Here is a 22,372-nt window from a genome sequence, read left to right on the forward strand (position 1 = left end):
CGGCATGCTGCTGGGCCTGGTCGGCGTGGCGATCTTCAGCCAGACCCTGCCGTTCACGCGCATGGCGGTGGCCGAACTGGACCCGATCTTCGTCGCGCTGGCGCGGGCCGTGCTGGCCGCGCTGCTGGCGCTGGCGCTGCTGGCCTGGCGCGGCGCGCTGCGCGCGGGCCGGCGCCCGCGCGGCGGGCAATGGACGCGGCTGGCCGTGACCGCGCTGGGCGTGGTGGCGGGCTTTCCGCTGTTTTCCTCGCTGGCCATGCGCGAGGTGCCGGCCAGCCACGGCGCCATCGTGATCGGGCTGCTGCCGCTGGCCACCGCGGTGTTCGCCGCGTGGTTCGGGCGCGAGCGGCCGTCGCCGGCGTTCTGGCTGTCGGCCGTGGCCGGCAGCGCGCTGGTGGTCGGCTTTGCCGCGTGGCAGGGGGCCGGCGGCCTGCAGCATGCCGACTGGTTCCTGTTCGGCGCGGTGCTGCTGGGCGCGCTGGGCTATGCCGAGGGCGGCAAGCTGTCGCGCGAGCTGGGCGGGCTGGAAACCATCAGCTGGGCGCTGGTGGTATCGCTGCCGGTGCTGGTGCCGGTGGTGGCCTGGCTGACGCTGCGCGACCTGCCGGCGATCGCCGCGGCGTCGCCGCGGGCGTGGGGCGGCATGGCCTATGTTTCGGTGTTCTCGATGTTCGTGGGCTTCCTTTTCTGGTACGCCGGCCTGGCAAAAGGCGGCGTGGCCCGCGTCGGCCAGATACAATTGCTGCAGCCGTTCCTGACGCTGGCGGGCGGCGCGCTGATCCTGTCCGAGCCGCTCGACGCTGCCACCATCGCCTTCGCGGTGGCGGTGATTGCCGTCGTGGCCCTGGGCCGCCGCGCCGCCGTGCAGCAATCCGCACCTGCCCCGGAACCCTCACCGATCCTTCCCGGACGCATTCACTGACTGGAGCCTACATGTCCCAAACCTCGGTCTACGATACCCTTGCCCGCCTCGGCATCGAACTGCCGGCCGTCAGCGCCCCCGCCGCCGCCTACGTGATGGCCGCGCAGACCGGCAACACCGTGTTCCTGTCCGGCCATATCGCGCGCAAGGACGGCAAGGTCTGGACCGGCAAGCTGGGCCAGGAGATCGACACCGAAACCGGCAAGGCCGCCGCCCGCGCCGTCGCCATCGACCTGCTGGCGACGCTGCATGCGCATGTCGGCGACCTGAACCGCGTCACCCGCATCGTCAAGGTGATGAGCCTGGTCAATTCGACCACCGACTTCACCGAGCAGCACCTGGTCACCAACGGCGCCTCCGAGCTGCTGGCCGAGGTCTTCGGCGACAAGGGCAAGCACGCGCGCAGCGCGTTCGGCGTGGCGCAGGTGCCGCTGGGCGCGTGCGTCGAGATCGAACTGATCGCCGAAGTGCAGGGCTGAAGCTTTATCGTTGACTGAGCGGCCGGCCGTTGCCGTGCCGCTCTCCCAAGAATCACCGCAGACTAGAGACACATCATGAAATGGGCCATTTCCCGCCGGGCGCAGCAACTCACCAGCTCGGCCATCCGCGAAATCCTTAAGGTCACCGAGCGTCCGGAAGTCATTTCGTTCGCCGGCGGCCTGCCGTCGCCGGCGTCGTTCCCGGTAGCGGCGATGGAAGCCGCGACGGCCCGCGTCTTCGCCGACAACCCGCAGGCGGCGCTGCAGTACGCCGCCACCGAAGGCTACCTGCCGCTGCGCGAGTTCGTCGCCCGGCGCCATGACGTGGCGGTCGAGCGCGTGCTGATCACCACCGGCTCGCAGCAGGCGCTGGACCTGATCGCCAAGGTGATGATCGACCCCGGCAGCAAGGTGATGGTGGAAACCCCCAGCTACCTCGGCGCGCTCCAGGCGTTCTCGCTGTTCGAGCCGGAATTCGTCTCGATCCCGAGCGACGACAAGGGCCTGCTGCCCGAGGCGCTGACGCCCGAGCTGACCGCCGGCGCGCGCTTCCTGTACGCCCTGCCCAACTTCCAGAACCCGACCGGGCGCCGCCTGCCGCTGGAGCGCCGCCAGGCGCTGGTGGCGCGCGCGCAGGAACTGGGCGTGCTGCTGGTCGAGGACGATCCGTACGGCGCGCTCAGCTACACCGGCGACCAGCTGCCGAGCCTGCTTTCGATGAACCCCGATGGCGTGATCTACATGGGCTCGTTCTCCAAGATCCTGGCCCCCGGCATGCGCCTGGGCTACGTGATCGCCCCGCCCGAGCTGCATTTCAAGCTGTGCCAGGCCAAGCAGGCCTCGGACCTGCACACGCCCACGTTCACGCAGCGCGTGGCCTACGAGACCGTGCGCGACGGCCTGCTCGACACCCATATCCCGACCATCCGCGAGCTCTACGGCAAGCAGTGCCAGACCATGCTGGATGCGCTCGAGCGCCACATGCCCGAGGGTGTCAGCTGGAATACGCCCGAAGGCGGCATGTTCATCTGGATGGAGCTGCCCGAGGGGCTGGACAGCATGGTGATCCTGGAGGAAGCGGTCAGGCGCAACGTCGCCTACGTGCCGGGCGCGCCGTTCTATGCCAACAACCCGAAGCGCAACGCGCTGCGCCTGGCCTTCGTCACGGTGCCGGCGGAGCGCATCGAACAGGGCGTGGCGATCCTCGGCGAGCTGTTCCGCGAAGCCATTGCCGCGGCGCGGCAGCCGCGCGCGGCCTGATGCCACGGATAGACGGATAAACGCGGGCGCACCTGACTTGGGAGACGACATGTTGCGTATCTGGGGCCGGCTTTCCTCCATCAACGTGCAGAAGGTGGTCTGGTGCGCGCGCGAGCTGCACCTGGACCATGAGCGCGTCGATATCGGCGTGACCAAGGGCGACCTCGACACCGAGGCCTACGTGCGCCTGAACCCTAACCGCCAGATCCCGGTGATCGAGGATTTCCGCGGCACGGATGTCGGCGGCGAGCCCTTCGTGCTGTGGGAGTCCAATGCGATCGTGCGCTACCTGTGCGCACGCTACGGCGAAGGCACGCTGTGGCCCGAGGACGTCAAGGCGCGCGCCTCGGCCGACCGCTGGATGGACTGGCAGACGACCGCCTTCAGCCCGGCGATGGTGACCGCGTTCCTGAACCTGGTGCGCAAGCCCGAAGCCGAGCGCGACCCGGCCGCCATCGACGCCTCGTGCGAGCGCACCGAGCCGCTCGCCGCGCTGCTGGACAAGGCGCTGGCCGGACGCGAGTTCATCGGCGGCGACCGCTTCACCATGGCCGACATCTCGCTGGCCTGTGCCGCGCACCGCTGGATGGGACTGCCGCGCCAGCACCAGCCGCGCCCCGAGCTGGAGCGCTGGCTCAACGCCATGCGCGCCCGCCCAGCCGCCGGCGGCATCCTCGAACTGCCGCTGCGCTGAGCCGCGGCAGTTTTTTCACCCGCCCTTCTACTTCGGCGCGCGCGAGCCCGATGCCGCGGTAAACACCCCCAGCCCGATAAAGGCCGCGCCGGTCAGGTAGCGGCCCAGCGCGCGCGCGCGGCCGGCGCGGCGCAGCGCCGGCATCACCGCGGCGGCGGCCATCACGTAGCACGCATCCGTGGTCGCGGCGATCAGCACGAAGGCCACGCCCAGCGCCAGGCTCTGCGCCAGCGCCGAGCCCGCCGGGTCCATGAACTGCGGCAGGAAGGCGGCGAAGAAGATCGCGGTCTTGGGGTTGAGCAGCGCCACCACGAAGCCGTCGCGCACCACCTGGCGCAGGCTGCGCGGCGACACCTCGGGGGCGCCGCCATCGGCCCCGCCGCCGCCGCGCAAGGCTCGCACGCCCAGCCAGATCAGGTAGGCCGCGCCGGCGTACTTGACCACCGTAAAGGCCAGCGCCGACACCGAGAACAGCACCGCCAGCCCCAGCGAGGCGCCGATGGCATTGCCCAGGTTGCCCAGCGCCACCGCGCCGATCGAGGCCAGCCCGGCCTGCCGGCCCTGCGCCAGCGTGCGCGTGACGATATAGACCACGGCCGGGCCCGGCGTGATCGCCAGCGCCAGGCTGGCCACCACGAAAGCTGTCAGCAACGGCCACGGCGGAAGAAATTCGGTCATGGGGAAACCTCGCCTGATATTGGAATGGCGCCCGCGGTGTGCCGGCGCGCTGCCCGCCAGTATGGCGCCATGGCCGCGCCCGCGCCAGCCGGCCGGAATCGTCGCCAGGGCCAGTCATGCGGGCGCGCGGCTGGCTTGCATACTTTTGCAGCGGGCGCCGTTTAGAGTACTCTGGCCGGGTGTGCCGCAAGGGCCCCATGTGCGCCGCCATGCTCTCCGGACAAACCCTGATCCCTGAATGTGGCTCATCGCGATCATGACGCGATGTACGGCGGGCGCCGGCGGGCCCCTTTTTAAAATCCTTGTTCTTTGCCGGCGCGGCGGATACCGCACGCCGGTGCAAAGCGCATGCGGGAGTTCCAGGGCACGCAGATCGCCCGGGCGCCCGAGCCAAACCAGAGGAGGATTTCGATCGTGTGGAGTCAAGTCTATGACCCGCTAGGCAATATGGCGCTGTCGACCATTGCCGCGGGCATTCCCGTCGCCGTGCTGCTGGCAGCGCTGGCGTTCTTTCATATGCAGGCGCACCTGGCGGCGGGCCTGGCGCTGGTGATCGGCATCGTGGTGGCCTCGACCGTGTTCGGCATGCCGGCGGCCATGGCGGGCAAGGCGGCGGGGCTGGGCATCGTGTCCGGGCTGTTCCCGATCGGCTGGATCGTGCTGAACATCATCTTCCTGCACCGGCTCACCACGCTGAACGGATCCTTCAAGGTCTTGCAGAACTCGATCTCCGGCATCACCGAAGACCGCCGCCTGCAGCTGCTGCTGGTGGCGTTCAGCTTCGGCGCCTTCTTCGAGGGCGCGGCCGGCTTCGGCACGCCGGTGGCGGTGACCGGCGCGATCCTGATCGGGCTGGGTTTCTCTCCGCTGGCGGCTTCGGGCCTGGCGCTGATCGCCAACACCGCGCCGGTGGCATACGGCGCGCTGGGCGCGCCCATCATCGGGCTGGCCTCGGTGACCGGACTGGACCTGCTCGACCTGTCGGCGATGATCGGGCGCCAGCTGCCGTTCTTCTCGGTGATCGTGCCGTTCTGGCTGATCTGGGCCTTCGCCGGCTTCCGCGGCATGCTGGCGATCTGGCCGGCGATCCTGGTGGCGGGCGTGAGCTTCGCCGTGCCGCAATACCTGGTGTCGAATTTCCACGGCCCGTGGCTGGTGGACGTGATCGCCGCGCTGGTGTCGATGGGTTCGCTGACGCTGTTCCTGAAGGTCTGGCATCCGAAGGAAATCTGGACCTCGACCAAGATCCTCGGCCGCCACGACGACTCCAAGGTCGACCACCCCGAAGCACTGGAAGCCGACGCCCGCGCCAGCGCCGCCTCGGCCGGGATCTCGGTGGCCAAGGCCTGGATGCCGTGGGTGATCCTGACGGTGTTCGTGTTCGTCTGGGGCATCCCCGAATTCAAGAAGCTGATGGACAGCCTGTGGGCCTGGAAATTCCCGGTGCCGGGCCTCGACAAGGCCATCGTCAAGGTGCCGCCGGTGGTACCGAAGGAAGTCATCGAAGGCGCCGTGTTCAACTTCAACGTGCTGTCGATGGCCGGCACCGGCATCTTCGTCTCGGCCATCGCCGGCGGCCTGCTGATGGGCTACTCGGTGCCGCGGCTGTTCCGCGAGTACTGGGAAACCATCAAGCTGGTGCGCTACTCGCTGCTGACCATCTGCGCCATGTTCGGGGTCGGCTACCTGACCCGCTACTCGGGCCTCGATGCGACGCTGGGCCTGGCCTTTGCGCACACCGGCGTGTTCTACCCGCTGTTCGGCACCATGCTGGGCTGGCTGGGGGTGGCGCTGACCGGCTCGGACACCGCCTCGAACGTGCTGTTCGGCGGCCTGCAGAAGACCACCGCCGAACAGCTGGGCCTGTCGCCGGTGCTGATGGCTTCGGCCAACAGCTCGGGCGGCGTGATGGGCAAGATGATCGACGCGCAGTCGATCGTGGTCGCGTCGACCGCGACCAAGTGGTATGGCCACGAGGGCGACATCCTGCGCTACGTGTTCTTCCACTCGATCGTGCTGGCGATCCTGGTGGGCCTGTTCGTGACGCTGCAGGCCTACGTGCCGCCGTTCACGCATATGGTGATCCATCACCCCTGACGCGGCCGGCGCGGCCGACGCCGCGGCGGTTTTCGCAGCGCGTATCAGACAAGGCCCCGCCCCCGGCGGGGCTTTTCCATTGCGCAAGGCGCGTATCATGTTGCGTCTGATCCGCCGCAAGCGCCCGGCATCCCACCAGGACGAGCAGGCGTGCCGTGGCACACAACGGGAACCCTGCCATGTTGCGTCGCCTGGAAAGACTGATCGACCCCTTCCGCCATATGCCGGACCGCGAGCCGCCGGGCCAGGTGCTGCGCTTCTACACCTGGTACCTGCGCGAGGTCTGGGGCGTGTTCGTGCTGCTGTTGCTGGTGGGCCTGGTCGGCGCGCTGATCGAGGTGGCGCTGTTCAGCTTCCTCGGCCGGCTGGTCGACATGGCGCAGACCACGCCCGGCGCCGAGTTCTTCAGCCGGCACCGGAACGAGCTGGTGTGGATGGCGGTGGTGGCGGTGCTGCTGCGTCCCATCTTCTTCGGCCTGCATGACGTGCTGGTGCACCAGGTGATCAGCCCCAGCCTGTCCAACCTGATCCGCTGGCAGAACCACCGCTACGTGCTCAAGCAGAGCCTGTCGTTCTTCCAGAACGACTTTGCCGGGCGCATCGCCCAGCGCATCATGCAGACCGGCTTCTCGCTGCGCGACTCCGCGGTGCAGGCGGTGGACGCGCTGTGGCACGTGGCGATCTATGCGGTCAGTTCGCTGGTGCTGTTCGCGCAGGCCGACTGGCGCCTGATGATCCCGCTGCTGCTGTGGATCGCCTGCTACGTGGCCGCGCTGCTGTACTTCGTGCCGCGCGTCAAGCAGCGCTCGGTGATCGCCACCGAATCGCGATCGCGGCTGATGGGGCGCATCGTCGACGGCTACACCAATATCACCACGCTCAAGCTGTTCGCGCATACCCGGCAGGAAGAAGACTACGCGCGCGACGCCATGGCCGAGCAGACCGAGAAGACGCGGCAGGCCGGGCGCATGGTCAGCGGCATGGACGTCACCATCACCGCGATGAACGGCGCGCTGATCGCCGGCACCACCGGGCTGGCGGTATGGCTGTGGAGCACCGGCCACGTCACCACCGGCGCGATCGCGCTGACCACCGGGCTGGTGATCCGCATCAACAATATGTCGGGCTGGATCATGTGGGTGGTCAACGGCATCTTCGAGAATGTCGGGCAGGTGCAGGACGGCATGAAGACCATCGCGGTGCCGCGCCAGGTCACCGACCGCGCCAACGCGCAGCCGCTGCGCGTCACGCGCGGCGAAGTCCGCTTCGAGCAGGTGGGGTTCCACTACGGCAAGGGCTCGGGCGTGATCGAGGGCGTCAACCTGACGGTGCGGCCGGGCGAGAAGATCGGGCTCGTGGGCCCGTCGGGCGCGGGCAAGTCGACGCTGGTCAACCTGCTGCTGCGGCTCTACGACGTCGAGCGCGGGCGCATCCTGATCGACGGCCAGGACATCGCCACGGTCACGCAGGAGAGCCTGCGCGCGCAGATCGGCATGGTCACGCAGGACACTTCGCTGCTGCACCGCTCGATCCGCGAGAACCTACTCTACGGCAAGCCCTCGAGCACCGATGCCGAACTGGCCGCCGCGCTGCACCGCGCCCGCGCCGACGGGTTCATTCCCCATCTGGTCGATGCCCACGGCAATACCGGGCTGGAGGCCCAGGTCGGCGAGCGCGGCGTGAAGCTGTCAGGCGGCCAGCGCCAGCGCATCGCGATCGCGCGGGTGCTGCTCAAGAACGCGCCGATCCTGATCATGGACGAAGCCACGTCCGCGCTCGACTCCGAAGTGGAAGCCGCGATCCAGGAAAGCCTGGAAACGCTGATGCAGGGCAAGACCGTGATCGCGATCGCGCACCGGCTCTCGACCATCGCGCGGATGGACCGGCTGGTGGTGCTGGACCGCGGGCATATCGTGGAAAGCGGCACGCATGCGGAACTGCTGGCGCATGGGGGGCTGTATGCGCGGCTGTGGGCGCATCAGACGGGAGGGTTCGTGGGGGTGGATTGACCCGCTTGTTTGCTCCCCTCTCCCGCTTGCGGGAGAGGGGCCGGGGGAGAGGGCAGGACTTCGGCAAGCATGAAAGCGCGTCACTTCGTGGACAAGCCGGCCCTCTCCCCCGCCCCTCTCCCATAAATGGGAGAGGGGAGCAAACACTGGCTCGGCGAAACTCAGTTGCCGCCGCCCGGCGCCTCCACCCGCACCGGCTCGATCCTCGGCTCCTTCAGCTTCGCCTCGATCGGCTTGCCCTTGCGCGCGCGCTTGCCCACGTACGGCAGCAGCGACTGCCCGGCCAGCTTCTGCGACGACGGTTTGCCGCCGCGGCCCGCGCCCGACAGCACCAGCCCGGGCGCGCCCACGGCCACCGCCTGCAGCAGCTTCTCCTTGGCTTCCAGCTCCATCAGGATCACACCGCGCCCGCCGGCGGACAGCACCTTCACTTCATCCAGCGCCACCAGCAGCAGGCGGCCGTTGCCGGACAGGCACGCCGCATGGGTGGCCTCGTCGCCGATCGGTGCAGGAGGCAGCGGGGCATCGCCGTCGTCCAGCGTCAGGAACGACTTGCCGCCCTTCTGCCGGCCGGTCATGTCGCCCACCGTGGTCTGGAAGCCGTTGCCGTTGGCCGTGGCAATCAGCACGCGCTGGCTGGCGCTGCCGGCAAAGGTGTGCGCCACCTGGCTGCCGGATTGCAGCTCGATCAGCGTGGTGATGGGCACCCCGTCGCCGCGCCCGCCCGGCAGGCTGGAGACCGGCACGGAATAGACGCGGCCATTGGTGCCGAACACCAGCAGCACGTCGACGGTGCGGCAGTCGAAGGTGTTGTAGAGCGCATCGCCCGCCTTGAAGGTGAACTGCTGCGGATCGTGGCCATGGCCCTGGCGCGTGCGCACCCAGCCCTTCTGCGACATCACCACCGTCACCGGCTCGTCGATCACGCGCACCTCGGCCGCGGCGCGGCGCTGTTCCTGGATCAGCGTACGGCGGGGGTCCTTGTCTTCCGGGCTGTATTGCTTGGCGTCGGTCTCGATCTCCTTGATGATGCGACGGCGCATCATGGTCTCGGACTTGAGCAGCACGTCCAGGTCGGCCTGCTCCTCGCGCAGCTCCTTCAGCTCCTTCTCGATGCGGATCGCTTCCAGGCGCGCCAGCTGGCGCAGCCGGATTTCCAGGATGTCCTCGGCCTGGCGGTCGCTCAGGCCGAAGGCCTCGATCAGCGCGGGCTTGGGCTCGTCGCTCTCGCGGATGATGCGGATCACCTCGTCGATATTGAGCAGCACCAGCATCCGGCCTTCGAGGATGTGGATGCGGTCCTCGACCTTGCCCAGGCGATGGCGCGTGCGGCGCGTGACGGTGTCGAAGCGGAACGCGATCCACTCGCCCAGGATCTCGCGCAGGCCCTTCTGGCGCGGACGGCCGTCGGTGCCGATCATCACCAGGTTGATCGGCGCGCCGGATTCCAGGCTGGTATGCGCCAGCAGCGTCTGGATGAACTCCTGCTGGTCGATGTTCTTGCTCTTGGGCTCGAACACCAGCCGCACCGGCGCGTCCTTGCCGGATTCATCGCGCACCGCGTCGAGCACCGCCAGCACGGTGGCCTTGAGCTGCTGCTGGTCCGGCGTCAGCGCCTTCTTGCCGGTCTTGATCTTGGGATTGGTGATTTCCTCGATCTCTTCCAGCACCTTCTGCGCCGAGGTATTCGGCGGCAGCTCGGTCACCACCAGCTGCCACTGGCCGCGCGCCATTTCCTCGATGGTCCAGCGCGCGCGCACCTTCAGGCTGCCGCGGCCGTTCTCGTAGATCTGCGCGATATCCGACGCGGGCGAGATGATCTGGCCGCCGCCGGGATAGTCCGGCCCGGGCATCAGCGCCAGCAACTCGGCCAGCGCGATGTTCGGGTTGCGGATCATCGCCACGGTCGCGGCGGCGACCTCGCGCAGGTTGTGCGGCGGGATCTCGGTCGCCATGCCCACCGCGATGCCCGAGGCACCGTTGAGCAGCACGAACGGCAGCCGCGCCGGCAGCAGCCTGGGCTCCTGCATCGAGCCGTCGTAGTTGGGGATGAAGTCGACCGTGCCTTCGTCGATCTCGTCGAGCAGCAGCCGCGAGATCGGCGTCAGGCGCGCTTCGGTGTAGCGCATCGCCGCGGCGCCGTCGCCGTCGCGCGAGCCGAAGTTGCCCTGGCCGTCGATCAGCGGATAGCGCAGCGAGAAGTCCTGCGCCAGCCGCACTAGCGCGTCATAGGCGGACTGGTCGCCGTGCGGGTGGAACTTGCCCAGCACGTCGCCGACCACGCGCGCGGACTTGACCGGCTTGGCGTCGGCGCGCAGCCCCATCTCGTGCATCGCGAACAGGATGCGCCGCTGCACCGGCTTCTGGCCGTCGGCCACCTCGGGCAGCGCGCGCCCCTTGACCACGCTGACGGCGTAGTCCAGGTAGGCGCGCTCGGCGTAGCGGGCCAGCGTCAGCGAATCGGCCGGCTCTTCAGGTTGAAACGTGATGTCTTGTTGTTCCATGGATAGGCAAGGATTCGGCGCGCCACGCGTTCGACCTCGACGGCCGGCGCACCGGTTGCTTGTGATTCTTGGGTGCCGCTCAGGGCATGGGCCGGCGCGCGCCGATCACCATCTTCACGCGCGGGCCGTCGTCGCCACCGGCGCTGGCACGCTTTAGCACCACGCCCTGCTGCGGCTGGTACAGCCTGTAGAACTGCAGCACGGTGCTGACATACTGCCGGGTCTCGGGATAGGGCGGGATACGGTTGTTGTAGCGCTGCACCGCGCCCTCGCCGGCGTTGTACGCCGCCAGCACCAGCTCGAGGTTGCCGGGGAACTGCTGCATCAGCCAGCTCAGGTAGCGCACCCCGGCGGTGATATTGGTGCGCGGGTCGGCCAGCTTCTGCTCGATGGTGCGGCGCGCATCGGCGCTGACGCCAAAGCGCGCGCCGGTGTCGGGAATCACCTGCATCAGGCCGATCGCGCCCTTGGGCGACACCGCCGCCGGGTTGAAGCCCGACTCCACCGCCATCACCGCCTTGACCAGCGCGGGATCGACATCCTGCTTGCCGGCGATCTGGTGGATCAGCGGCTCGACGGTCTTGATGTTGGGATGGTTGAGGACGTAGCGGTACAGCTTGTGCTGCTCGAAGTCGATGTCGCCGCGCGCCGCCTGCGCCTGCTTCGCCGCCAGGCGCCCGGTGTCGAGCCTGCCGCCGTCCTTCATGAACAGCTTGTAGCGCGCGTCGAGCTTCTGGTCGGCAAAGTGCGCCACGCCGTCGGCGTCGATAAAGCCCCACAGCTCGGCGTGCGCCGCCGGCACGCAGGCAAGCCCGGCCAGCGCCAGCAGCGTGGCTGCCAGGTTGCGCCTGAGTTTGCCGGAGGGTCTCATCGTCATCGTGTGTTCCTTCTGGTGAGCACCTTGCCAAAATCTACTGTCATTCCGCGTAGGCGGGAATCCAGCGTCTTCAAAGTCGCTGGGTCCCCGCTTCCGCGGGGACGACGTGCAAGCGAACTGGGCGATTATCTACCCAATCGCCGGCCGGCGCTCCCCAATCAGATATCGGCCTCGACCTCGTTGCCCTTCTCTTCCAGCCAGCTGCGGCGCTGGGCGGCCTCGCCCTTGCCCATCAGCATGTTCATCATCTCGACGGTTTGCGGCAGGTCGTATTCGCCCAGCATCACGGGCAGCAGGCGCCGCGTGTCGGGGTTCATGGTGGTTTCCCACAGCTGCTCGGCGCTCATCTCGCCCAGGCCCTTGAAGCGCGAGATCTGCCACGAGTTTTCCTTGACGCCGTCCTTGAGCAGCTTGTCCTGGATCGCCTCGAGCTCGCCTTCGTCCAGCGCGTACAGCTTCTGCGCCGGCTTCTTGCCGCGCGCCGGGGCATCGACGCGGAACAGCGGCGGGCGCGCCACATAGACGTTGCCGGTCTCGATCAGCTTGGGGAAATGCCGGAAGAACAGCGTCAGCAGCAGCACCTGGATATGCGCGCCGTCGACGTCGGCATCGGACAGTATGCAGATCTTGCCGTAGCGCAGGTTGGACAGGTCGGGCTCGTCATTGGCGCCGTGCGGGTCCACGCCGATCGCCACGGCGATGTCGTGCACCTCGTTGTTGGCAAACAGGCGGTCGCGCTCGGTCTCCCAGGTGTTGAGCACCTTGCCGCGCAGCGGCAGGATGGCCTGGAATTCCTTGTCGCGGCCCATCTTGGCCGAGCCGCCGGCGGAGTCGCCCTCGACCAGGAACAGTTCGTTGCGGGTCACGTCGGTGGACTCGCAGTCGGTCAGCTTGCCGGGCAGCACGGCCACGCCGGAGCCCTTCTTCTTCTCGACCTTCTGCGCCGCGCGCGTGCGCGCCTGGGCCTGGCGGATCACCAGCTCGGCCAGCTTCTTGCCGTACTCGACATGGTGGTTCAGCCACAGCTCCAGCGCCGGGCGGCTGAAGGTGGACACCAGCCGCACCGCGTCGCGGCTGTTCAGGCGCTCCTTGATCTGGCCCTGGAACTGCGGGTCCAGCACCTTGGCCGACAGCACGAACGAAGCGCGCGCGAACACGTCCTCGCTCATCAGCTTGACGCCCTTGGGCTGCAGCGCATGCATCTCGATAAAGCTCTTGACCGCCTGGAACAGCCCTTCGCGCAGGCCGGACTCATGCGTGCCGCCGGCCGGCGTGGGAATCAGGTTGACGTAGGACTCGCGCACCGGCGCGCCGTCCTCGGTCCAGGCCACCACCCACGACGCGCCCTCGCCGTCGGCAAAGCCTTCCTCGCCGGGATTGGCGTCGGGGTCGGCAAAGTGCTCGCCCTCGAACATCGGGATCACCAGCTCGGCGCCGCTGCCCTGCGCCAGCGCCTCCACCAGGTAGCCCTTCAGGCCCTGGTCGTACTGCCAGGTCTGGCGCTCGCCGGTCTTCTCGGTCACCAGCGTGACCTTGACGCCCGGCAGCAGCACGGCCTTGCTGCGCAGCAGGCGCTGCAGCTCGGCCAGCGGGATCGCGGCCGAATCGAAATACTTGGCGTCGGGCCACACCTGCACGCGCGTGCCGTTCTTCTTCTCGCCGCGTTCGAGCTTGCGCGAGGCCAGCGGCACCGTTACGTCGCCGCCCGAGAAGGTCAGCGTCGAGCACATGCCGTCGCGCCAAACGGTCACGTCCAGCTGCGTCGACAGGGCATTGGTCACCGACACGCCGACGCCGTGCAGGCCGCCGGAAAAGGCATAGGCGCCGCCCTTGCCCTTGTCGAACTTGCCGCCGGCGTGCAGCCGGGTAAAGACGATCTCGACCACCGGCACGCCCTCTTCCGGGTGAATGCCCACCGGGATGCCGCGGCCGTCGTCTTCCACGCTGAGGCTGCCGTCGCGATGCAGGGTCACCAGGATCTCGGAGCCGTGGCCGCCGAGGGCCTCGTCCGAGGCATTGTCGATCACCTCCTGCACGATATGCAGGGGGTTGTCGGTCCGGGTGTACATGCCCGGGCGCTGCTTGACCGGCTCCAGGCCTTTCAGGACCCGGATGGAGGATTCGCTGTACTGACTGGTTTTGCTCGCCATGGAGTCGCTACGAAAGTGATGGTCCCGGCTGCCGCGAGGCGCACAACTGTGCACGCGCCAGGGCACCGGGCACTGCATTGTAATGGAAGCGCGCGACGCCAATCCCGCAGAAAAAAGCCAACGCCCGCACCGGCTCCGGCTTGCCGGGCGCCGCCGGCAGTTTTTGCCGGAGCGCCGCGTCTGCGGGCTGCGCCGTACGCGTTTTCCCGAGGCAGAGTAAACTCCCCACCACCCGGCCCCGGCAAGCCTGATTGCCGTTCCGGCGCGGTAAAACAACAAGCACAGACAATCCTGTCGGCGCCGCTTCACCCGGCGCGGCCGCCGCACACCGAGCCAAGACATGCAGAACCGACAACTCTCCCTGACCACCGTGCTTGTGTGCGGTGGCCTGCTGGTCACGCTTTCGATGGGCATCCGGCACGGCTTCGGCCTGTTCAACCTGCCGATCACCCAGGCCCACGGCTGGAACCGCGAGACCTTTGCCTTTGCGCTGGCGCTGCAGAACCTGATGTGGGGCGCCAGCCAGCCCTTCGCCGGGGCCCTGGCCGACAAGTTCGGCGCGCTGCGCATCATGCTGGTGGGCGTGGCGCTGTACGTCGCCGGGCTGGTGGTGATGGCGCTGGCGACCAGCGGCACCGCCTTCGCCACCGGCGCCGGCGTGATGATCGGCATCGCCCAGTCCGGCACCACCTACAGCATCGTCTATGGCGTGATCGGCCGCGTGGCCAGTCCGGAAAAACGGGTCTGGGCCATGGGCATTGCCGCCGCGGCGGGCTCGTTCGGCCAGTTTCTGATGATCCCGGTGGAACAGGGGCTGATCTCCGGCCTGGGCTGGCAGAACGCGCTGTACGTGATGGCGCTGATGGCGTGCGTGATGCTGCCGCTGGCGCTGACCCTGCGCGAGCCGCGCGAGGCCGCGCACACTGGCGGCCACCACCAGACCATCGGCCAGGCCATCCACGAAGCCTTCGGCAACCGCAACTTCCAGCTGCTGACGCTGGGCTACTTCGTGTGCGGCTTCCAAGTGGTCTTTATCGGCGTGCACCTGGCACCGTACCTGAAGGACCAGGGGCTGACCGATCCCAAGGTGGCCGTGGTGGCGCTGGCGCTGATCGGCCTGTTCAATGTCTTCGGCACCTATACCGCCGGCGCGATGGGCCAGCGCCTGCCCAAGCGCTACCTGCTGGCGGCTATCTACCTGGCGCGCTCGGTGGTGATCGCCGCCTACCTGCTGCTGCCGCTGACAGTCGCCAGCACCTGGGTGTTCGCGGCGGTGATGGGTTTCCTGTGGCTGTCGACCGTGCCGCTGACCAACGGCATCATCGCGCAGGTGTTCGGGGTGAAATACCTGTCGATGCTGTCGGGGGTGGTGTTCTTTTCACACCAGATCGGCAGTTTCCTGGGCGCGTGGCTGGGTGGTTATCTCTACGACCGCACCGGGGGCTACAACACGGTGTGGATGATCGCGATCGCGCTGGGCGTGCTGGCGGCGCTGGTCAACCTGCCGATCCGCGAGCAGGCGGTAGTGCGGGCGCAGCCGGCGGCGGCGTGATGAGCACGGCCCAGGCGCGCATGGCTAAGGCAGCCGGGCTGGCGGTGCTGGCCGGGGTGCTGGCGCTCGGGTTCGTGGGTTACCTGCGGCCGGGGTTCATGGTCGACCTGACCAATATGGTGCTGGCCTGGTGTGGGTGAGGTCCGGCGCTTGCCGGACCCTCGGGCCTCAGGCGCCTTCGCCCTTCGACTTCGCCTCCAGCACTTCCCAGCGCTCCAGCGCTTCCAGCAGTTCCATCTCGATCTCGTCATGCCGCGTGCCGAGCTGCGCGGCCTTGGCCGCATCGCTGACATAGAGCGAGCCGTCCGCGAGCTGCGCCGAAATCGTTTTCTGCTCGGTCTCCAGCGCAGCGATGCGCTCGGGCAGCCCATCCAGCTCCCGCTGCTCCTTGTACGACAGCTTGACCGTGCGATTGGCCCCGCGCGCCTCGCGCGAATCCTTGCCCCTGGCCGGCTCGGCCGCCTTCTGCTCTGCCGGCTTGCGTGCCGCCTGCAGCGCCGCGCTGCGCGCTGATTGCTCGACCCAGTCGGAATAACCGCCCACCGACTCGCGCCAGACCCCATCGCCTTCGGCGGCCAGCGTCGAGGTCACCACGTTGTCGAGGAAGGCGCGGTCGTGCGATACCAGGAACACGGTGCCGCCGTAGTCCTGCAGCAGCTCCTCCAGCAGTTCCAGCGTGTCGATGTCGAGATCGTTGGTGGGTTCGTCCAGCACCAGCACATTGGCCGGCCGCGCAAACAGCCGCGCCAGCAGCAGCCGGTTGCGCTCGCCCCCCGACAGCGACTTGACCGGCGAGCGCGCGCGCTCGGGCGCAAACAGGAAATCGCCCAGGTAGCTCATCACGTGCTTGCGCTGGCCGTTGACCTCGACCCAGTCGCTGCCCGGGCTGATGGTGTCGGCCAGGGACTTCTCCAGGTCCAGCGCGGTGCGCATCTGGTCGAAGTACGCCACCTGCAGGTTGCTGCCGTTGCGCACGGTGCCGCTGTCCGGCGCCAGTTCGCCCAGGATCAGGCGCAGCAGCGTGGTCTTGCCGGCGCCGTTGGGGCCGATCAGGCCGACCTTGTCGCCGCGCATGATGGTGGCGGTGAAATCGCGCACCACCACCTTGTCGCCGTACGCCTTGCTCACGTCGGTCAGCTCGGCCACGATCTTGCCGGAGCGGTCCGCCTGCGAGACCTCGAGCTTGACGTTGCCCTGCACCTCGCGGCGCGCGGCGCGCTCGTTGCGCATCGCCACCAGCCGCTGGATGCGCGACACGCTGCGGGTGCGGCGCGCTTCCACGCCCTTGCGGATCCACACTTCTTCCTGTGCCAGCAGCTTGTCGAACTTGGCCTGCTCGACCTGCTCGGCGGCCAGCATCTCGGCCTTGCGCGCCTGGTAGGCGGCGAAGTTGCCGGGAAAGGACACCAGCCGCCCGCGGTCCAGTTCGACGATGCGCGTGGCGACCCGGTCGAGGAAGGCGCGGTCGTGGGTGATCAGCAGCACGCTGCCGCGAAACTGCAGCAGCAGGTCTTCCAGCCAGCGGATCGCTTCCACGTCGAGGTGGTTGGTGGGCTCGTCCAGCAGCAGGATGTCGGGCTCGGCCACCAGCGCCTGCGCCAGCGCCACGCGCTTCTGCAGGCCGCCCGAGAGCGCATCGACGCGCGTGTGCGAATCCAGCCCCAGCCGCGCCAGCGTGGTTTCCACGCGGGTGCGCAGCTGCCAGGCGCCGGCGGCATCGAGCTCGGACTGCAGCCGGTGCAGTTCGGCCAGCGCCGCTTCGTCGTCATGGTGCTCGGCAACGCGGTCGGCGGCGGCCTCATAGCGCACCAGCAGGTCGTGCGCGTCGCCCATGCCCTGCGACACCGCGTCGAACACGGTGATGCCGGGCGCGAACTGCGGCTCCTGCGGCACGTAGGCGCTGGTCACGCCGCTCTGGCGGGCGATCAGCCCGTCATCCGGCGCCGACAGCCCCGCCACGATCTTCAGCAGCGAGGACTTGCCCGAACCGTTGCGCCCGATCAGCCCCACGCGCTCGCCGGCCTCCAGCGAAAAGTCGGTGTGATCGAGCAGGGCCACGTGCCCGAAGGCAAGCTGGGCGTCGGTGATGGAAAACAGGGCCATGGAAGGAAGACGAGACAGCGAGGGAAGAAGGGACGGGCCGGCGGCGCGGGCGCGCCCGGCGGCAGCCCGCATTGTAGACGACCGGCAGCGTAAGCCGGCCGGGCAAAAAGAAGGGCCCGCGCAGTGCGGGCCCAAGAGTCTCTCCTCGGTGCCCTGCTCGCAAGGCACGAATCCAGCATAACAACCGCCCACGCCCCGCTCCAGTCGGACAAGTCCGTAAGGGAAAGCCCCGTCAACGGCGGTCGCCGCGCCGCAGTCCCGCCGAACCCGGTCAAATTGGTACGGCCAAGGCACTCATGCGAAGATGGCGGCCGTACCCAAGTGCCTGCTGCACGTCGCCATGACCACCTCGCCATGACCACCGCCTCCCTCAAATTTTCCGACCTGTCCGTGTCCGCGCTTGTCGCCGGGCTGGTCGCCACGCTCACCGGCTACACCAGTTCGCTGGTGCTGATGATCCAGGCGGGACACGCGGCCCACCTGACCGACGCGCAGATCTCGTCATGGATCTGGGCGCTGTCGATCGGCATGGGGATCACCACCATCGGCCTGTCGCTGGCGTTGCGCGTGCCCATCGTGGTGGCGTGGTCCACCCCCGGCGCGGCGCTGCTGATCGCCAGCCTGCCCGGCGTGCCCTATGCCGAGGCGATCGGCGCCTTCCTGATGGCGGCATTGCTGATGACCGCGGCCGGCATGACCGGCTGGTTCGACAAGCTGATGCGTGCCCTGCCCGCCAGCATCGCCTCGGCGCTGCTGGCCGGCATCCTGTTTCGCATCAGCGTCGACGTGTTCGTGCAGGCGCAGCACCAGACCGTGCTGCTGCTGGCGATGTTCGCCGCCTTCCTGCTGGGGCGGCGGCTGTGGCCGGCCTATGCGGTGCCCGGGGTGCTGCTGGCCGGCGTGGCGGTGGCGGGCGTGCTCGGGCAGCTCGATTTCTCGGGCGTGCGGCTGGAACTGGCGGTGCCGGTGTGGACCACGCCGGCGTTCTCGATGCCGGCCTTCATCAGCCTCGCCATTCCGCTGTTCATCGTCGCGCTGGCGTCGCAGAACATCCCGGGGCTGGCCGTGCTGCAGGCCGATGGCTACCACGTGCCGGCCTCGCGCCTGATCACCGTCACCGGACTGGCCTCGGCCGCGCTCGCGCCGTTCGGCTCGCACGGCATCAACCTGGCCGCCATCACCGCGGCGATCTGCACCGGCCCGCAGGCCGATCCCGACCGACATCGGCGCTATACCGCGGCGGTGGTCTGCGGCGTCGGCTACCTGGTCGCGGGCACGCTGGCCGCCAGCATCGCGGCGCTGTTCGCGGCCTTCCCGCAGGCGCTGGTGGTGGGCGTGACCGCGTTCGCGCTGCTGGGCTCGATCGCCAACGGCCTGACCGTCGCCATGCAGGTCCCGGCCGAGCGCGAAGCCGCCCTGCTGACCTTCATGATCACGGCCTCGGGCATGACCCTGGCCGGCATCGGCTCGGCCTTCTGGGGCGTGGTGGGCGGCATGCTCGCCTACCACGTGCTGCGCCGCCGGGCAGGCTGACGGCAGATCCGGCGCGGGGCTACAGCAGCAGGAAAGCCAGGTCGGACAGGCCGATGTCCTCCGGCGGCACGCCCTTGCGCCGCTGGAACAGGATGTGCTGCAGCACGCGGTCGCGATTGCCGGCAAAGGTTTCCGGATCCAGCCGCAGCGCCACGCGCGCGTAGTGCTCGGCCAGCAGCCGGTAGACCCGGTGCCGCACCCGCAGCATCTCGTTCTCGGCATGCAGCTGGCTCATGGCGCCGGTATTTTCTTCTTCCAGCTGCCGCATGCTCACCACCACCCTGGCGTGCATGCCGCGGTAGCGGTCGGTCTCCGCATGGGCCTTGCGCAGCTCCTCGCGCAGCGCGCGCAGGTCCTGCAGCTGCTTCAGGTTCTGCTGCACGCCGCGCTGGATGCGCGCGGCCTCTTCCAGCGCCTGGTCCGCCGCCGCGATGGTGTCGTGCCAAGGATTGCCGTCCGGCGCCATGGCCGTGTCCCCGGACGCCGAGGATGCCAAGGACGCCGGGACGGGTGCGCCGTCGATGCCAGTGTGTTGCATACCGCTCCCCTATACCCCATGCCCGCCGCCGGCATCGTCAGGAATGTGCCGGCCTGGTCAGGCGAGACTGCCGCGACTGCCTGGAACGACCGTCTTGCCGCGGGCCGGCCTGCGCCTGCCTGCTGCGGTCTTGTGCGGCACATTCAACCGTGCGTTGCCGCTTCGCACAACCACCGCGAGGGAGGGACGCGGCTTTGGCGCAACATGCGCGGGACGCTAAGATGCCGGCTCAGGCCCATTGCCGGCCAGCCTCTTCTGCATGCCATGAACGGATACGTGCTTCTCGCCCTCGCCATCGTCGCCGAGGTCATCGCCACCAGCAGCCTGAAAGCCTCGCAGGGCTTTACCCGGCTGCTGCCCAGCGTGCTGGTGGTCACCGGCTACGTCGCCGCCTTCTATCTGCTGATGCTGGTGATGCGCACCGTCCCGGTCGGCATCGCCTATGCGATCTGGAGCGGCGCGGGCATCGTGCTGGTATCGCTGATCGCAGTGGTGTTGTACCGGCAGGTGCCGGACCTGGCGGCCTGTGTCGGCATCGGGCTGATCATTGCCGGGGTGGCGGTGATCCAGCTGTTTTCCAAGACCAGCGCACATTGACAGGGCGGGAAAATCCAACACCGGTCAGTTCCGGGACGCCGGATTCCCCGCATTGCCGCGCACTTGCCGAGCGCCGCTTGGCCGACTCCAGGTCGGCTAGTTGTGAAACCGGGCCACGCGGGTACGCCCGGCACCGCGCCGGGCCATAGCATGCACCACCAGCGCGCGATGCATGACGAGCTGCTTGAGGCTCGCGCGCATGTTTGCCAGCATCGATTCCGCCGTGTCGGCGTTGACGCGCTCGCGCTTCAGCTGCGCGACCCGCAGCTGCTGGGCATCGATTCGGTTGGACAGGCGCTCGATCGCCTGATCAGTTTCGTCCAGATCCTGGAGATCCTCCTCGATGCTGCGCAGGGGCTCGACTCCCGGTTGCATGGCCATCTCCCATCTGAGCGATATGGTTAGGTGATAGGCCAGATGCAAAGCCCTGTGTATCAGGCTCCGTCCTACAAATCGGTAATTCACCGGGCAACGCGAATCATTCGCGCTGACAAGGGCATTATGGGTGGATCCGATCCTTGTCCTTGCCAAAGGAGATGCGCCTGCCGACGCGGCCATCGCGCGTGTGGACGATCAGGTCGACGCGATCTTCCTCGGCCTTCGCCGTGCCGGCCGCGATGGCCGCCTCCCGGCTGGGGAAAAGCAGACGGCCCTCGCTGCCGCACGCGCGTTCCACCACCCACTGAAGTCCCTCGATCCGTAAAACGTGAACGTCCGACATGGCTGCTCCAAAACTGACGGAGAGAGTATCTGCAGTCGGCCCCCGGGTCGGTATCGGATTTTGTCCGACAGGGCGGATTTGCAACGGCGGAGGGGAGGAGGGATTTTTGGCAGACGGTTGCCAATAGAATCGGTGGTCCCGCCGACAGGAATCGAACCTGTATCTAGCGCTTAGGAGGCGCTCGTTCTATCCATTGAACTACGGCGAGGGACAGGACTGCCAGGACCGGAAGCCGCGGGCGCGGTGATCCTGGAGACGGGCGGGAGTATATCAAAATCCGCACGCCCGCGGCCCGGCGCCGCCGGGGTGGTGGGTATTGGCCGACACCGGCATGCCGGGGTGTCGGCGCGCATCCAACTCGGCGGCGCCGGCGGCAAGCGGCGGCTGGCCCCCGCCCTGCCAGGAACCCGCGTCAGGCCCCGGATTCCGGCCCGAGCCGGCCCGCTGGCCGTCGGTGGCACGCCGCTTGCTCGATAGCTCGTACCGCCCCCGGCGCATCGGCGCCTTCCACCGGAGACCGCATATGGCCACCCTCTCGATCAATGACCTTGCCGGCTGCCGCGAACTGGCTCCCGCCGCCATGGCGCGCGTACGCGGCGCGGGTGGGCAATGGGTATTCGGCTGGATCCGGCCGTTCGTGCCGTCGTCGCCGGCGCCGCTCGGCACGGTGATCAACTTTTACGAGATCAACTACAGCTTCTATGCTGATCAGATAAACAACCAGTTCCAGAACATCGATATCCGCAACAACGCGCCGAACGCCAATATCAATGTGCGGGGCGACCAGGGTGCCAGGAACGACGGCCGGCTGGTCTGATCCCGCCGTCGGGTGCCCTCCGGCGCCGGCGTGGAGCGTTGCGGATCGCAGCGGAGACCAGCTTGGGTTTCGACTCGCATTTCCGGTGGACCTCGGCGGCGTGCACCGACGTCGGGCGCGTGCGCGAGCGCAATGAGGACGCCTGCCTGGACCTGCCCGGGCAGGAACTGTGGGCCGTGGCCGACGGCATGGGGGGCCATGCCGTGGGGGATTTCGCCAGCCAGGCGGTGGTGCGGGCGCTGACAGCCCTGCCGCCGCAGGCGCGGCTGGAAGACCGCATCGACGCCACGCGCGCGGCCTTGCAGGGCGTGAACCTGGCGCTGGTCGACGAAGCCGCGCGCCTGGGCGTGCGCTGCATCGGCAGCACGGTGGTGGTGCTGCTGGCCGGCGACAGCCGCTGTGCCTGCCTGTGGGCCGGCGACAGCCGCCTGTACCGGCTGCGCGGCGGCCAGCTGGCGCGCCTCACGCGCGACCACAACCAGGTCGAGCGCCTGCTCGCGCGCGGGCTGATCACGCCGGAGCAGGCGCGCCACCATCCCGCCCAGAACACCATCACCCGCGCCGTCGGCGCGGCGCCGACGCTGGCGCCGGAACAGCTGCTGACCGACGTGGCCGACGGCGACGTCTACCTGTTGTGCAGCGACGGCCTGAGCAACGAAGTCGACGATGATGCGATCGCCGCGGTGCTGGCGCAGCAGGACGTGGCGCAGGCCGCGCTGACGCTGGTGCAGAAGGCGCTCGACGCGGGCGGGCGCGACAACATCTCGGTGGTGGTGCTGCGCGCGGCCGATCCTTGCGGATCGGACCGCACCCTGGTCAACCCCGAGCTCGACACCTGACG

Annotated in this window: 20 protein-coding genes and 1 tRNA gene; 12 read left to right on the top strand and 9 right to left on the bottom strand. The window is 68.5% G+C overall.

The annotated features are described in order from the left end of the window. Positions 1 to 4 precede the first annotated feature (4 nt). The 4 genes from CBM2588_RS12055 (at position 5) to CBM2588_RS12070 (ending at position 3,355) form a co-directional block, all read left to right on the top strand. Positions 5 to 922 carry a DMT family transporter gene (locus CBM2588_RS12055; protein ID WP_115681472.1) on the top strand — a complete coding sequence of 306 codons (918 nt, stop codon included), beginning with the start codon at positions 5 to 7 and terminating at the stop codon, positions 920 to 922. Between the two features lie 11 nt (positions 923 to 933). Further along, complete coding sequence (locus tag CBM2588_RS12060) at positions 934 to 1,401, top strand: RidA family protein (protein ID WP_115680699.1); 468 nt, start codon at positions 934 to 936, stop codon at positions 1,399 to 1,401. Between the two features lie 75 nt (positions 1,402 to 1,476). Continuing rightward, the gene (locus CBM2588_RS12065) at positions 1,477 to 2,661 is read left to right on the top strand and encodes a PLP-dependent aminotransferase family protein (protein ID WP_115680700.1); all 1,185 of its coding nucleotides are present in this window, start codon (positions 1,477 to 1,479) and stop codon (positions 2,659 to 2,661) included. Between the two features lie 49 nt (positions 2,662 to 2,710). Beyond that, positions 2,711 to 3,355 (top strand): glutathione S-transferase family protein, encoded by a 645-nt coding sequence (locus CBM2588_RS12070; RefSeq protein WP_115680701.1) that lies wholly within the window; start codon positions 2,711 to 2,713, stop codon positions 3,353 to 3,355. A gap of 27 nt (positions 3,356 to 3,382) precedes the next feature. Here the strand turns inward: CBM2588_RS12070 and CBM2588_RS12075 are convergent, their stop codons facing one another. Next, positions 3,383 to 4,033 carry a LysE family translocator gene (locus CBM2588_RS12075; protein ID WP_115680702.1) on the bottom strand — a complete coding sequence of 217 codons (651 nt, stop codon included), beginning with the start codon at positions 4,031 to 4,033 and terminating at the stop codon, positions 3,383 to 3,385. A gap of 414 nt (positions 4,034 to 4,447) precedes the next feature. Here CBM2588_RS12075 and CBM2588_RS12080 point away from each other — a divergent pair, with 414 nt between their 5' ends. Beyond that, the gene (locus tag CBM2588_RS12080) at positions 4,448 to 6,130 is read left to right on the top strand and encodes an L-lactate permease (RefSeq protein ID WP_115681473.1); all 1,683 of its coding nucleotides are present in this window, start codon (positions 4,448 to 4,450) and stop codon (positions 6,128 to 6,130) included. 179 nt (positions 6,131 to 6,309) lie between these two features. Next, positions 6,310 to 8,139 (top strand): ABC transporter ATP-binding protein, encoded by a 1,830-nt coding sequence (locus CBM2588_RS12085; protein WP_115680703.1) that lies wholly within the window; start codon positions 6,310 to 6,312, stop codon positions 8,137 to 8,139. 161 nt (positions 8,140 to 8,300) lie between these two features. Here CBM2588_RS12085 and parC read toward each other — a convergent pair whose 3' ends face one another. The 3 genes from parC to CBM2588_RS12100 form a co-directional block, all read right to left on the bottom strand. After that, the gene (parC, locus tag CBM2588_RS12090) at positions 8,301 to 10,643 is read right to left on the bottom strand and encodes a DNA topoisomerase IV subunit A (protein ID WP_115680704.1); all 2,343 of its coding nucleotides are present in this window, start codon (positions 10,641 to 10,643) and stop codon (positions 8,301 to 8,303) included. Positions 10,644 to 10,722: 79 nt separating this feature from the next. Continuing rightward, positions 10,723 to 11,520, bottom strand: a complete 798-nt coding sequence (locus CBM2588_RS12095) for a lytic transglycosylase domain-containing protein (protein ID WP_439897431.1) — start codon at positions 11,518 to 11,520, stop codon at positions 10,723 to 10,725. A 158-nt stretch (positions 11,521 to 11,678) separates the two neighbouring features. Continuing rightward, complete coding sequence (locus CBM2588_RS12100; RefSeq protein ID WP_115680705.1) at positions 11,679 to 13,670, bottom strand: DNA topoisomerase IV subunit B; 1,992 nt, start codon at positions 13,668 to 13,670, stop codon at positions 11,679 to 11,681. Between the two features lie 340 nt (positions 13,671 to 14,010). Between CBM2588_RS12100 and CBM2588_RS12105 the strand changes: the two genes are divergently transcribed. Together CBM2588_RS12105 and CBM2588_RS12110 are read left to right on the top strand one after the other, a co-directional pair. Beyond that, positions 14,011 to 15,222: an MFS transporter gene (locus tag CBM2588_RS12105; RefSeq protein WP_115680706.1), complete on the top strand. Its 1,212-nt coding sequence runs from the start codon at positions 14,011 to 14,013 to the stop codon at positions 15,220 to 15,222. Then, the gene (locus tag CBM2588_RS12110; protein WP_172583583.1) at positions 15,222 to 15,362 is read left to right on the top strand and encodes a hypothetical protein; all 141 of its coding nucleotides are present in this window, start codon (positions 15,222 to 15,224) and stop codon (positions 15,360 to 15,362) included. The genes CBM2588_RS12105 and CBM2588_RS12110 overlap by 1 nt, the downstream gene beginning before the upstream one ends. Positions 15,363 to 15,390: 28 nt before the next feature. On the opposite strand, the gene CBM2588_RS12115 is transcribed toward CBM2588_RS12110, so the two are convergent. Beyond that, positions 15,391 to 17,325, bottom strand: a complete 1,935-nt coding sequence (locus CBM2588_RS12115) for an ATP-binding cassette domain-containing protein (protein WP_115680707.1) — start codon at positions 17,323 to 17,325, stop codon at positions 15,391 to 15,393. A 354-nt stretch (positions 17,326 to 17,679) separates the two neighbouring features. On the opposite strand from CBM2588_RS12115, the gene CBM2588_RS12120 reads away from it, so the two are divergent. Then, positions 17,680 to 18,858, top strand: coding sequence for a benzoate/H(+) symporter BenE family transporter (locus CBM2588_RS12120; RefSeq protein WP_115680708.1), 1,179 nt, complete (start codon positions 17,680 to 17,682; stop codon positions 18,856 to 18,858). Positions 18,859 to 18,877: 19 nt separating this feature from the next. Here CBM2588_RS12120 and CBM2588_RS12125 read toward each other — a convergent pair whose 3' ends face one another. Beyond that, entirely contained in the window at positions 18,878 to 19,396 is a 519-nt protein-coding gene (locus CBM2588_RS12125; protein ID WP_115680709.1) for a hypothetical protein, read from the bottom strand. 264 nt (positions 19,397 to 19,660) lie between these two features. Here CBM2588_RS12125 and CBM2588_RS12130 point away from each other — a divergent pair, with 264 nt between their 5' ends. Beyond that, the gene (locus CBM2588_RS12130) at positions 19,661 to 19,993 is read left to right on the top strand and encodes a DMT family transporter (RefSeq protein WP_115680710.1); all 333 of its coding nucleotides are present in this window, start codon (positions 19,661 to 19,663) and stop codon (positions 19,991 to 19,993) included. Between the two features lie 96 nt (positions 19,994 to 20,089). Here CBM2588_RS12130 and CBM2588_RS12135 read toward each other — a convergent pair whose 3' ends face one another. The 3 genes from CBM2588_RS12135 to CBM2588_RS12145 all read right to left on the bottom strand — a co-directional run bounded on the left by CBM2588_RS12135 (position 20,090) and on the right by CBM2588_RS12145 (position 20,922). Next, a complete protein-coding gene (locus CBM2588_RS12135; RefSeq protein ID WP_115681475.1) occupies positions 20,090 to 20,368 on the bottom strand; it encodes a hypothetical protein in 279 nt (92 codons plus the stop codon). A gap of 124 nt (positions 20,369 to 20,492) precedes the next feature. Then, on the bottom strand, positions 20,493 to 20,714 hold the full coding sequence (locus CBM2588_RS12140) for a DUF2188 domain-containing protein (protein WP_115680711.1): 222 nt from the start codon (positions 20,712 to 20,714) through the stop codon (positions 20,493 to 20,495). A 133-nt stretch (positions 20,715 to 20,847) separates the two neighbouring features. Beyond that, positions 20,848 to 20,922: transfer RNA gene (locus CBM2588_RS12145), tRNA-Arg, on the bottom strand. Positions 20,923 to 21,237: 315 nt separating this feature from the next. On the opposite strand from CBM2588_RS12145, the gene CBM2588_RS12150 reads away from it, so the two are divergent. Both CBM2588_RS12150 and CBM2588_RS12155 read left to right on the top strand, forming a co-directional pair. Continuing rightward, the gene (locus CBM2588_RS12150; RefSeq protein WP_115680712.1) at positions 21,238 to 21,531 is read left to right on the top strand and encodes a hypothetical protein; all 294 of its coding nucleotides are present in this window, start codon (positions 21,238 to 21,240) and stop codon (positions 21,529 to 21,531) included. 62 nt (positions 21,532 to 21,593) lie between these two features. Then, a complete protein-coding gene (locus CBM2588_RS12155) occupies positions 21,594 to 22,370 on the top strand; it encodes a PP2C family protein-serine/threonine phosphatase (RefSeq protein ID WP_115680713.1) in 777 nt (258 codons plus the stop codon). The last annotated feature ends 2 nt before the right edge of the window (positions 22,371 to 22,372 follow it).

This window comes from Cupriavidus taiwanensis, assembly GCF_900250075.1.
Lineage (GTDB): Bacteria > Pseudomonadota > Gammaproteobacteria > Burkholderiales > Burkholderiaceae > Cupriavidus > Cupriavidus taiwanensis_C.